General features: G+C 40.0%; 10 protein-coding genes and 2 tRNA genes. 6 read left to right on the forward strand and 6 right to left on the reverse strand.

Features of this window, described 5'->3' with window-relative positions; genetic code table 11:
- The first annotated feature begins 51 nt into the window (after positions 1-51).
- On the forward strand, positions 52-933 hold the full coding sequence (locus FN831_RS19915; protein ID WP_142529951.1) for a PorP/SprF family type IX secretion system membrane protein: 882 nt from the start codon (positions 52-54) through the stop codon (positions 931-933).
- A gap of 111 nt (positions 934-1044) precedes the next feature.
- On the opposite strand, the gene FN831_RS19920 is transcribed toward FN831_RS19915, so the two are convergent.
- Together FN831_RS19920 and FN831_RS19925 are read right to left on the reverse strand one after the other, a co-directional pair.
- Positions 1045-2535, reverse strand: a complete 1491-nt coding sequence (locus tag FN831_RS19920) for a RagB/SusD family nutrient uptake outer membrane protein (protein WP_142529952.1) — start codon at positions 2533-2535, stop codon at positions 1045-1047.
- Between the two features lie 24 nt (positions 2536-2559).
- Positions 2560-5736 carry a SusC/RagA family TonB-linked outer membrane protein gene (locus FN831_RS19925; protein ID WP_142529953.1) on the reverse strand — a complete coding sequence of 1059 codons (3177 nt, stop codon included), beginning with the start codon at positions 5734-5736 and terminating at the stop codon, positions 2560-2562.
- Between the two features lie 416 nt (positions 5737-6152).
- Here FN831_RS19925 and FN831_RS28285 point away from each other — a divergent pair, with 416 nt between their 5' ends.
- Positions 6153-6287 carry a hypothetical protein gene (locus FN831_RS28285; RefSeq protein ID WP_262711891.1) on the forward strand — a complete coding sequence of 45 codons (135 nt, stop codon included), beginning with the start codon at positions 6153-6155 and terminating at the stop codon, positions 6285-6287.
- On the opposite strand, the gene FN831_RS28465 is transcribed toward FN831_RS28285, so the two are convergent.
- The gene (locus FN831_RS28465) at positions 6246-6512 is read right to left on the reverse strand and encodes a helix-turn-helix domain-containing protein (protein WP_142529954.1); all 267 of its coding nucleotides are present in this window, start codon (positions 6510-6512) and stop codon (positions 6246-6248) included. The genes FN831_RS28285 and FN831_RS28465 overlap by 42 nt on opposite strands.
- A 363-nt stretch (positions 6513-6875) precedes the next feature.
- Here FN831_RS28465 and FN831_RS19935 point away from each other — a divergent pair, with 363 nt between their 5' ends.
- Together FN831_RS19935 and FN831_RS19940 are read left to right on the forward strand one after the other, a co-directional pair.
- Positions 6876-7823: a HEPN domain-containing protein gene (locus FN831_RS19935; RefSeq protein ID WP_185960551.1), complete on the forward strand. Its 948-nt coding sequence runs from the start codon at positions 6876-6878 to the stop codon at positions 7821-7823.
- A 55-nt stretch (positions 7824-7878) separates the two neighbouring features.
- On the forward strand, positions 7879-8634 hold the full coding sequence (locus FN831_RS19940) for a tetratricopeptide repeat protein (RefSeq protein WP_142529956.1): 756 nt from the start codon (positions 7879-7881) through the stop codon (positions 8632-8634).
- A 115-nt stretch (positions 8635-8749) separates the two neighbouring features.
- Here the strand turns inward: FN831_RS19940 and FN831_RS19945 are convergent.
- The 3 genes from FN831_RS19945 to FN831_RS19955 all read right to left on the reverse strand — a co-directional run bounded on the left by FN831_RS19945 (position 8750) and on the right by FN831_RS19955 (position 9848).
- A tRNA-Tyr gene (locus FN831_RS19945) sits at positions 8750-8832 on the reverse strand.
- Between the two features lie 218 nt (positions 8833-9050).
- Positions 9051-9617, reverse strand: coding sequence for a PPC domain-containing DNA-binding protein (locus FN831_RS19950; protein WP_142529957.1), 567 nt, complete (start codon positions 9615-9617; stop codon positions 9051-9053).
- A 157-nt stretch (positions 9618-9774) separates the two neighbouring features.
- A tRNA-Ala gene (locus tag FN831_RS19955) sits at positions 9775-9848 on the reverse strand.
- 225 nt (positions 9849-10073) lie between these two features.
- Between FN831_RS19955 and FN831_RS19960 the strand changes: the two genes are divergently transcribed.
- Both FN831_RS19960 and FN831_RS19965 read left to right on the forward strand, forming a co-directional pair.
- Positions 10074-11285, forward strand: coding sequence for a site-specific integrase (locus tag FN831_RS19960; RefSeq protein WP_185960552.1), 1212 nt, complete (start codon positions 10074-10076; stop codon positions 11283-11285).
- Positions 11286-11503: 218 nt separating this feature from the next.
- The gene (locus tag FN831_RS19965) at positions 11504-12451 is read left to right on the forward strand and encodes a hypothetical protein (RefSeq protein ID WP_142529959.1); all 948 of its coding nucleotides are present in this window, start codon (positions 11504-11506) and stop codon (positions 12449-12451) included.
- Positions 12452-12560: the final 109 nt, after the last annotated feature.

Here is a 12560-nt window from a genome sequence, read left to right on the forward strand (position 1 = left end):
ATGCTCTGCTTTTCAGGCAAATCATTACCAACAGAAAAAAATACGGATCAAATGAAAAAACTACTTCTAGTTGCACTGCTTTTCACAGCGATAACCAGCAGCAATGTAATGGCACAACTTAACCCTTTAAGCGCTTCATATTATCAAAATCAGTACCTGGCCAATCCGGCAATGGCAGGTATCAATCAGGGATTAAACATCAACCTGGCTTACCGCGACCAATGGAGCTCCATTCCCGGCACCCCCAGCTCACAGGCCATTACCGGTGATTATGGATTCAATAAAGTAGGTGTAGGTGTAAACTTGTTCAACGATAAGTCCGGCCTTCAGCGCTGGACAAGGGTAGTTGGCACATATGCTTATCATCTGAAACTAAACAACGATCAGCACCAGTTACACTTTGGAGTTTCTCTCGGTTTTTCTTCAGAAAGACTGGATAACGAAATGATCAATGGCAGTACAAATGACATATTGATTGATGCCTATAACCGCAGGGGTACTTATGTAGACGGAGATTTTGGCTTAGCTTATACTTCCGGCAAACTGACTGTGCAGAGTGCACTCCCTAATCTTAAACATCTTTTTAAAGACAATGACCCCGCCAGCATGGCAGATCGATCCACCTATTTTGCTGCTGCATCATACAAATTAAGATTAGGCAATGCTGCCGATGGCACCGGACTGGAACCTAAAGTTGTAATGCGCGGGATCAAAGGCTTAGACGACATTCTTGATGCCGGAGCCAACTTAACTTTCATCAATAACAAACTTAATCTGATGGCCATTTACCATACCACCAAAAGTGGCACGTTTGGCGTAGGCATGCAATACCAATGGCTAAACATTAATGCCGCCTATACTACAGAGACCTCTGCACTCAGAAGAGATACGAATGGAACGTTTGAGATTAATTTAAGGATCAGCACCTTTTAAGTTTACCTGACCGAAGATCATATAAATGCAGAAGCCGTCTCACATTGCTGATGAGACGGCTTCTTAAAAAATCTTCAGATTACGAGAGTAAGCTGCAAATTATAATTTTAATTACTGTGCATTTTGTACCACTACCCCATTAGAGATTGTAATCTCATCCTGAGGAATCAGGAACTGCCATCTGATATTGGTAGCAGGAATAGATAATTCACCGCTGGTAAATGTTGCACTGTGGTTTCCACCAGTTCTGTCTAAAGCAGAGTTGGTACGTTTTAAATCGTAGAAACGGAAGCCTTCGCCCCAAAGTTCTACTCTTCTTTGTGTCATGATCTCATCGATCAGGGCAGCGCCAGTTTTAACAGATAACACATAGCTAGGATCTCTGTTTACAGCCAGCGGATAAAGTGCCGCAGCGGCTCCTGTATTGTCTCCGCTTCTGGCCAGTGCTTCAGCTTCGATCAGGTACAGTTCAGCAGCTCTCATATAAGGAACATCACCGATACTCAAACTTGCGTCTGCCACTTTAAACTTTCTGCTCATGTAAGCATATCTCGAAGATGCAGTCGTTGGGATTGGGAAATCTGCAGTGTTCTTACCGGTTGGGTCCCAAAGTTTTTTACGTACGTCTGTAGTGGTGATTTTATTATATAAAACAGAGTAAATAGACTTCGGACTTGTACGGATTACCGTAGAGCTATAATTAGCAGACATATAAGCAAAGAACGAATAGAAATAACTTGTTTGATCTGATTGTATTTTTGACGCCCATAACCATTCGCTGTTGCTATAGTCGTTAAAACCTGCCAGATACTGAGTATTCGTCATTAAAGTAAAGCCAGACCTTGCTTCTTTGGCAAACTGAGCTGCAACAGTCCAGTTTTGCTGGGTAAGCGCAATCCTTGCCTTGATACCTTTAGCTACATTCACATTTAAGTGTGATTTGTTTGCACGTGTGTAACTTGCCAGAGAATTGATTGCCTGATCAATATCAGCATTGATTTGTGTATAAACCTCAGCTACTGTATTTCTTGGCGTAACAGTATTTCCCGGTACTAAAACCAGAGGCACTGCCAGTGAGTTATTTGCAGCACCTGCTACATAGCGCTCACCAAACAATTGTACCATTTGGAAATAAGCCCAGGCACGGTAAGCTAAAGCCTGACCTTTGATTGCAGCTTTATCAGCATCAGCACCGCTTGCGGCGTCAATGTTGGCAATGATCATATTGGCGTTACCAATAATTACATAGTAAAACTGATAGTTATAATAGAGCATAGAGCTGCTTGGATTTCTGTGTGAAATCCATTTGTACTCGCTTAATAACCAGGTGCTGGCAGCGGTGTTAAACACCACATCATCACCAAGGATATCCATGTAAAGCATATTACCGCTTTGTCCGCCCTGCGCCTGTACACCAAAAGTTTGAGAGTACATAATCCTGTGGATACCGTTTAAAGCAGCCCAGGCATTAGTTGTGGTACTGAAAGCTACAGATGTAGCTACTCCTTCAGTAGGTGTTGTATTAAGGTAGTCCTTCTTGCAGGAAGTAATGGCTGTAATGAATACAAATGCCAGAATCACCTTATTGAATATTATCTTCATATCTTTTTTTTCAAAAATTAAACACTAGAAATTAACAGTTGCACCAATTGAAATCGTACGGCTAAAGTTGTAGTTGTTACCAACGATACCGTTAAATGATGTAGATGAGCCCATACCTTTTCTTGCCGAAGCAGTTGCCAGGTTATCGCCACTTACATAGATACTTGCTCTTTCTGCACCGATGCGCTGCATCCAGTTTTTAGGCAAATTGTAATTCAGTGTAACATTGTTTAATTGAAAATAGCTTGCGCTGGTTAACCAGCGTGTACTTGCTCCAGAGTTGTTAGTCACCTGTGCGTTATCGAATGCCGGGACATCAGTAATGTCACCAGGGTTCTGCCAGCGTCTAAGTGCATCAACAGACATAGCAGTTCCGTACGTTCCGCCATGCATCAGGGCAGCATAAGCACTGTCATAAACTTTACCGCCAGTTTGGAAAGTGAAGTTGATGCCCAATGTGAAGTTTTTATAATTGAACGTATGCAACATTGAACCGTAAAGATCCGGAATAGCAGTATCACCAGTGTAACGGTAATTTGCTTCTCCAATCACATTGGTAACTGTATCCTGACCAACGATCTTAGCATTAGCCGTCATCGTGTTGGTTTTGTATAATGCCCTGCCTGTTTGTGAATCTACACCGTAGAATTCGCGCAGGTAGTAATCATAGATCGAATGACCTACACTGTAAGCCTTAGTTCCGTCCTGGATCAAAGGTTGTGTTGGCGGCATTTTAGTTACTTTATTTTTCAAACGCGTCAGGTTCAATGTAGCAGAGTAGTTAAAATCTTTGCTTTTAACAACCTGACCAGTAATTGAAAGCTCTGCACCTCTGTTATAAAGTGATCCGATGTTGGTTGCTACTTCGAAATTTCCGTCAGCAGAAGTTCCACCGTTTGAAAGTGGTTGCTGCACGTTAAAGATCAGTCCATCAGTTGCCCTGTTAAAGTATTCAACGCTACCGCTCAAACGTCCTTTAAGGAAAGTATAATCAATACCCAGGTCAAAGTTTTTAGAAGTTTCCCAGGTCAACTGATCGTTTGCCAAAGCTCCCTGAGTAAATCCTGCTTCTGCCTGGTTGTTTCTGCCCAGTGTATATAATGCCTGGTATGGATAGTTTCCAAGTCCGCCGTCATTGCCCAATACACCGTATGAACCACGCAGTTTCAACTGGTCAACCCAGTCAGCTTTAAAGAATGATTCGCGGTTGATATTCCATCCCGCACCTAAAGACCAGAAGTTCTCCCATCTTACGTCAGGGCTGAATTTAGAGTTTCCGTCTCTTCTTAAGCTGGCGCTGAACAGATATTTACCATCGTAGTCGTAAGTCAGACGTGAGATGTAACTGTCAATCGTAGCAGCACGTTCGAAAGAAGTAGTTCCCAGAACAGTAGCGAAATTCACTAATTCTGTGATACCATCTACGATTAATCCACTACGGCTACCAGAAAGGTAATTGTATTTATAGCTGTAATTTTCATGACCAGCGATGATGTTGAAATTATGCTTTCCGATTTGTTTCGTATAATCCAGCATTTGTGAAAGCGTGTACGATGTAGTACGTCTTGAATACTGGTAAGCTCTTCCGCTTGGAGAACCGTCACCTACAAGAGGGTTATCATAGTAACGCTCCTGAATATCCTGGAAATCAAAACTCACATTACCAGTAGCTTTTAATCCCGGAAGGATGTTTACCGAAGCATATGCTCTTCCGTTTAATGCACCTTTAGATGAATTTTGTGTGTCATTTAAGTTTTCATAAATGGCATTTCTACCAGATGCAAATGGGCGGGTTGCACCTGTATCATATTGCGACTGGCCATTGGCATCCAGTACCAGTGCTCCTGTTGTAGCATCGTGCAGGTGTACAGGATAGATTGGAGCAATTAATCTTGAAATATAAAACGGGTTAATCAATGCAGTCTGGCTATCCGCATCAACATTGGCAAACTGCGCAGTTGAATAATTACCTGCCAGGTTGAAACCTGTGCTGAACCATTTTGTAGGTCTTGTGTTGACGTTAACCCTTCCGTTATAACGTTTCAGGTTTGATTTAATCAGATAACCTTCCTCGTTAGTATATCCCATTGAGGTATAGTAATCGCTTTTGTCACTGCCGCCAGAGTAAGACATTGAATAGTTTTGTCTTTTCTTACCACCCTGTGCTGCCTGATCAGCCCAATCCAGATCGTCGCCATATAAAAGGCTTGCATTAGGATTCAGAACGCCATCTGTACTTACAATAGCATTGTCAGCAACATTGAAAGGGTTATAGCCCAGTAAGCTTTTGATACCAGAATAGCTGTTTCCATTATAGCTGGTGGTTAAACCAGATGCAATGCTGTTTGCTACTGTACGTGGAATCGCCAGTGAACCATACTGTAAAGTATTTCTGTAAGTTTCCCACATCAAAGGATAATACTGTTGTGCGCTTACACGTTCATATTCAGGTAATCCCCTGCTGATGAAACCAGTGCTTGCTTTGAACTGCAGGTTGTCTTTTCCTTTTCTTCCTTTTTTTGTAGTGATCATTACTACGCCGTTACCACCTCTTGATCCATATAAAGCTGCAGTAGATGCATCTTTTAATAAGGATACTGAAGCTACATCATCAGGATCGATATTTGCGATCTCTCCATCATACACAGCACCATCAACTACGAAAAGGGCATCATTGGAAGCATTGATTGAACCAAATCCCCTGATCCTGATAGACGGCGACGTTCCCGGAGCACCACTTGCACTTGAAACCTGGATACCCGGAGCAACTCCGCCAAGGGCATTCAACACGTTTGTAACGGGTCTTTTGTCAAATTCAGCACTGTTCAACTGTGCAGTTGAACCGGTAAAAGTGCTTTTCTTTGCTGTACCATAGGCAACAACCAATACTTCACTTAACTGAGTATTGTCTGGTGCAATAGTTACGTTAACAGCAGTTCTGGATCCTACAGTAACCTCTTGCGGAGTATAACCCACATAAGTAAATACCAAAACGGCATTCTTGCCAGGAACTTTGATCGTATATGTACCGTTTACGCCTGATTGGGTACTGATTGTGGTCCCTTTTATTTTAATTCCAACGCTTGGAATTGGTAATCCGTCATCTTTGGAAACAACGGTACCGGAAATAGTTCTTTCTTGAGCTAAAGCAGTGCCTGCAATAAAAATCAAGATGAACAAACTTTGTAAAAGTTTACGCATTCTGAGTGTTTTAGGTGAATAGTTAATAATTAGGGCTCTAATATATCACTTACACACTCAAAATTTTGGTTAATTAACGAAATTGGTAGACGTTTTAACCATTTTTTTGCTAAAATTCTGTTGGACTTATAAGAATTGTTGTATGATTTAAACAATCGATATGCCGTTTTGACATAAAACACAAAAAAGAAGTAAGTTTATCGATTATGAGAATAAACACTAAATGGTAGATAAATATTGCAGGGAAATAAACGCAAAAAGCTAAGTTTTAAACTATTAAGATATTTTAATCGGGTTTTAATGTGGGGTTTCAGCATTGTTATGTTGCGCTGATAAACAAGGTTCCGCGGAGTCAATGATTTCATCACCTTCATCCATATCTGAGCCAATATCGTTTGAATAGTTTCTCCTCACCCATGGAACCCATAGAACAAGGTTACAATGTAGAATCTGTCGGCAAAAAGTCTTTGGGAGACATTCCAAAAATTATTATTAAAGAAGAGGAAGAACTACTTAGTGATTTTCTCCTTCAAGTCACTAAAATCGAATAAAACCATCGGATCAACATTTAAGTGTCTTGCATATGTTGAGACATGGCTGATGCTCGTGTTGATCTGTCCAAGTTCTGTTCTGGCTATTTGGCTTTGTGATATTTCAGTTAATAAGGAAAATTGCTCCTGTGATATACCCCTTTCCTCCCGTATCAGTTTTAGTTTTTGTCCAAACTTCTTGATAAAGTTCTCATCTTTTAAATACTTCACTAAACAAATAGACATCAATATTACAATTAATTCAATAGCAAATTTGCTATTGAATTAATTACTCCCTACATTAGTATTAATGAATAAATGTAGCAAATGAGATAATAATGCAGTTCTAAATCAATGATCAGGAATTGCTTGAAAGCCTCGCAACTAAATCTGACAGTTTATCCCGCGAGTGTAAGTTGAGCAACCAAAACCCTATATTAGCTATAGGGTTGGTGCTCGCTTATGTTTGTTGTGGGAGCCCTTTCGAAAGGAGGGTGGCTTTGTCAGAGCCATGTTACATCAGACTAAGTGAGTTGCCAACCCTATAGTTGTAAATGGCATCCACATTTTATGAGGCTTATTTAATTGAAAACTTAAATGAGAACAAGAATGGAAATGCAAGTCCTAACGCCGACAAACCGCCAAGCAAAACACTTCAATAAGTTTATCCAATCTTTGATCCTAAGATTTCAGCCGCTGCAGCTGTTCTGCATTAGTGAAAGCATAACATCAGAAGAAAATAAAGGATGCTTTAAAACTGCAGAGGCAAATCAAAGATGCGATTACTGCTTATTAATGGTTACCGAAAACGTTACCCGGATTGATCATGACGTACAACACTTTGCTAATATTCATTACCGGATGGGTAACATCACATTTATATGCCACGCAAAAAAGGTAGTCCAGAATGCAATCAGTCAAAATAGCCGTTTTTTTATTAGAGCATATCAATCAGCAAAACTACTATACAGCCATGATGGGCACCACCCTTTTGACTCAAGCGTCCAATTCATTCCAACAGATACAGCATCAAATGCAAAGGAGCATTTCAATTATTGTATATCCCTGGCAGATGGATTTCTTCGGGGAGCTGTTGAATGTTTAGCTAATCAGCGGTTTACAGCTTGTATGTTTATGTTGCATCAGGCTGTTGAGCAATGTTGTATTACCTTAATCAAAGTGCACATTGGTTATCGTTCCGAAGTCCATAATTTACAAAGGCTACTTGGACTATGCAGAACCTTTTCAGAACGGCCTTATAAATTATTTATGACGGGAAGCGATGAAGATAAGCGGTTATTTGATTTGCTTGTCAAAAGCTACTGTGATGCCCGTTATAGCAGAAGTTTCTCGGTTACAGAGGCAGATGCCATAAAACTACAAGAGCGTATATCAGCATTTGTTGAACTCACTCAGGAAATGTGTGAAACTCATATAAGAAGGCTGGCGAAACAAGATGATGACCACCAGCATCTTCAAAACAGCTTGATAAAACCTGGTCTTTCTATGTCTGTCACAACTACCAGTAATGACAGCAACCCAATCCTAACGAATTGAAATGAAATTAACTCAAATTAATTATGAAAAGCTACATTTAATAAAAAATTAGCACATGTTCTCTCTTTTTGGCCTTTTAGGCGACTATTACTATTTCATAATTCCCGTTCAGGTCATAATAATCATACACGCCTTGAAAACTGGTAGGCGTCAGTGGCTTTATCTCCTTATTTTTCTTCCGTTAGTAGGTGCTCTGGTCTATTTAGTCATGGAGATCTGGCCGGAGATCAGCAGAGGAACATTTAAGGCTAACCTTCAGCGCTATTTTTTTCCTAAACAAAAGATCAAAGAATGGGAACGTAAGGTAAGGATATCGGATAGTGTAACAAATAAACTTGGGTTAGCCAATGCCTATGCAGAGCAAGGAGAGTATCACAAAGCAATAGAACTGGCGAAAGATTGTTTAAAGGGATTTTATGTAGATGACCCCGCAATTCACCTACAATTGGCTAGATATTATTTCAACAATAAAAATTACAAAGAAAGTCTGATTCATTTTGACACCCTCAACGCTATCAACAAAAATAGATTCGGTGTGATGGAAGATGACTTGATATATGTACGTGCTCAAGAAGGTTCTGGACTGGCTGAAATCGCTGAAGAGGGGTATAAAAGAGTGATCCGCATTCATCACTCGCTTGAGGCGAGATATTATTATGGCCTTTTTCTAAAAACGCAGTCAAGAAAAAGTGAAGCACGCGATCAGTTTCAGACCATTAGGGAGGAAATCAAGTTATTGCCGCGATACCTCAGAAGACGTTACGGACAATGGTCAAGACGAGCACTAAAAGAAATGCTCTCACTAAAATAATCATTAGTGGTGAATAACAGAAGAAAAGTATCAGTAATTGATATTGAAATAAAATCCTAACTGATTCTAAACACAAATAGCTTTCCATTCGCATGAAAAGCTATTGCATTTTATGTGGGGGGAGAAGGATTCGAACCTTCGAAGTCTTGCGACAACAGAGTTACAGTCTGTCCCATTTGGCCACTCTGGTATCCCCCCTGTTAATCATCTGTCAGCTACGACAGAAAGCCAGTTATTTTTACTGCCCGGCAAAGGTATAAGTATTTTTGAGATTGTGTTATTTTTATTTTATCATTTTTAAAACACTGACTAGTAATTAGTTACATAAACATGAATCATAAACCAGTGAAGAGTCCTGCCTACTTAATCCATTATATATCACTAAGAATGAGGGGGTTTCAGGCAGGCATTATTATTTATTTTTTGAGTTCAGGATCAATCACCCCTGCACCAAATTCCTGATCCAATTTTTTATACAACGCGGTTGGCTCAACAGTGATGGTGACTTCCATCGTTGGTCCGATAATCAACTCCAGCAAATGCCCCCCATGCACCAGACCGTCAAACGTAGCTGCACTGAAATGCGTATGCGCAACAGGCCTTCCATTAAACAAAGCGACATCGCCAATAAAGGAAGTGATCTCTGATGTATCTACCCTGATGACCTTGAATTGTTTCCTGGCATAATCATAGAATCCGGCTTTAGCTGAAACCGCATCGCCAACACCTTTATAATGAGCACTTTTTACGTTGTACTTCTGCGCAAATTCTGTCAGACCAGAAACCACTTCATCGCCATGAGCAAAAACGAGCATATATGTTTTTGTTTCTCCTGCAGTGCTTAGAAGCTTAACTTTCATACCTGGAGCCTTCCCGGTTTCTGCCGGTTTAATGGGAGATACATATTCCTGTGCATATGCCTGCGAAGCCAGGGTGGCTGATAATAGAAGTGTTGCTGCGAAGTAGATTGTCTGCTTTCTCATAGTAATAGTTTTATACAATATGACTACAGAGATCCCGGGGATATTGTTTAGCCGTCTGTGTGTAAAAGAGGTCGATGTGACTATCGTATGAATAATCAGAAATGGTATTTTAATAGATAAGGCCCATAGAAAGTAATCTATGAGCCTTATAATGAAGTGGAGAATACCGGATTCGAACCGGTCACCTCTTGCCTGCCAGGCAAGCGCTCTAGCCAAATGAGCTAATCCCCCGTGGGTCGCAAAAGTAGCAATTTGTTTGTGGTTTGCAAATTTAAGTTGAAATAAGTGGCTATTGAAGCGTTTAGAGGCATGTCAAGGCAGTTAACTATCATGCTGTGCTGCGATTGAATCTCTCTTTCTTATGAGTACAAGTTGGCTTCATTCCTATTGAATGATGCGAAATTTGTGCGAAAAACGTGCGAAAAGAACGCGATGTCTGACCATAACAAATCAATTATGGTAAACATTAAAATCATTTTAGACACCAGAAAAGCTAAGAAAGACAACTCCTATCCAGTTTGTTTTAGAATCTATCATCGTGGGAAATCGACCATAAGATCAGTAAAGATCTATATCAAGGAGGATCAATGGGATGATCAGAAGAAAGTAGTATTGAAGAACCACCCCAATTCAGTTACATTGAATAAAAGGCTCCTTAAAGAGTTCGCAGATTTGCAATCTGAATTATTGTTGGCCGATGATGATAAGGTATCACAATTCTTTAAACCCGCTCCCGTTATCAAATTACAAAAGGAAGTGGCTAAACAGACAATACAATCGTTTGTGAATGAATTGATAAGGGAACTTAGATTAGATGGTAAAGTTGGAAATTCCTGGGTCTATGAAAGTGCGCTAAACGCATTGAAAAAGTTTCATCCTGCTGATCTAAGCTTTGAAGAGATTGACTTTCAATTCTTGGATAAGTATAATAAACATCTGCTCAGAAGTGGTGTAAAGCACAATACCGCATTCTTTTACTTGCGGACACTACGCGCCTTCTACAACAAGGCAATTAAGCATAAAATTGTGGATCGAAGTCTTTACCCGTTCCATGATATAACCTTAAAGGCAGAGAAGACAAAGAAAAGGGCTATTGACAAGTTACTTATCAAGGAGATTGTTGATCTGGCTCTACCGGAACAATCTACCATCTGGCATGTAAGAAACTGGTTTATGCTTTCATTTTACCTCATGGGTATATCAATTGTGGATCTGGCGCTCCTGACACCTAGCAATATTAAAAATGGTAGGATCTACTACAAACGGCAGAAGACAGGGAAGCTCTACGATATTAAATTGTTGCCACAAGCCTTAGCGATAATTGATCTTTACAAGAAACAGCCTTATGGTTATATCTTGCCAATAATAAACAGGAAAACTAAAAACGATGAAGAGCGTTTACGCTTGGTAAAAGATCGTACTCGGTTAGCTAACAAGTATCTAAAACGAATGGGGGATCTGATAGAAACTGATCAGACCATCACAACATATACATCAAGGCATTCATGGGCTACGATCTGCAAGAAGCTCGGGTTTAGCATTGAGATAATAGCTGAAGCGCTCGGACATGAATATGGCAACAAAACTACAGCTGTCTATCTGGATTCCTTTGATCAGGATGTGATCGACAACGCAAACGAAGTTGTTGCAAACTCAATCGACAAGTAAAATATCAAGCAGGGTGGTTCTCAGCCACCTTGCTTTTAAACATTGTTACCTTTTAAAAGAATAAAAGCGTGTAGGATCTTACTGTTGGTCAATTACATATTATTAGCTATACAGGAACAGGACTACTTCGCCGGTATTCTCCCACCCCAAATGATAATAATAAAAAGTCCTCAATGGTTAATATCTTTATAGCGGAGTGAAGAGCCTCCACTTATCCAATGAATGCTATCGTCTCTAATCTTTCGGATGCCGCTTTAGAAGGCACTCCTCATTATAAACTTAATGTACTCTTTCCACTATGGCTTAGTCTATATAAAAAGGAAGTTTACATTAAGCACTGTGCTAACTTTGCGATTAATGAATCTGATACGGTTGCTTTTAAACAGGTACTAGTTACCAAGAACATGGTAACACATTTAGCCGCATCGACTGAGGAGCAATTCGAATTGCAACAAGCATTTAACTTATTGCTTGAGCTTAAGGATTTGAGCAAGTATAAACTAAGAGCAGTTGCCGATACATTATTTTATACCAGTTTGCACTTCCTTGCTGTTTACTGGGCTGAGAGTACCGACCAAATAAAGGATAGATCCAAGCAAAATCGCAATCATTACTATGCTGGAAGTACACAGTCCTCGAGGACAAATATAAAAGAGCTAAGTAAGTTATTTCTGGCATACAACAATAGCCAGAATAAACACTGCGTTACAGACATAAGTATATCGATCAACGGCATACCTTTTCCGATCTCAGGTGAACAATTAAGGACATGGATAATTGATTCTTTAGAAACTAATATCATCGCCGGTTCTGCACCCTTAGGTGCATTGGGTGAAGAAATGTACCTACTTCAGCAGGTACTAAAAAAGAAATATGCTCCTGTTGTAGCTGGGCAGACTGACATGCTCGTTGATCTTCAACTCTTGTCATCACAATCAAATCACAAGTATATTGGCGAGGAATATAGAATAATTAAAAGCTTCTGCAACGCTATACATCCAATCTTTAGCCATGTTATGAATGAAGACCGTTCTAAGTTCACTAACGCCCAACTCCGTTTATATGTGCGTATTTTAAAAGTGCTAAGAATCATCGATCTTACTTATGGACACCCTTCTGCGGGTAAGCTAGCTGATCGACTAAGATCGATATTGAAACAGGCTTAGAAAGTACGATTGAAATAGTAAAATCAGTTGCGACACAGTCGTAAAAATCGCTCCGATATTCGCATTCGAACGGCATAGTTAACGTCGTAATATTATGTTAGAGAATAAA

Source organism: Pedobacter westerhofensis, from assembly GCF_900182595.1.
Lineage (GTDB): Bacteria > Bacteroidota > Bacteroidia > Sphingobacteriales > Sphingobacteriaceae > Pedobacter > Pedobacter westerhofensis.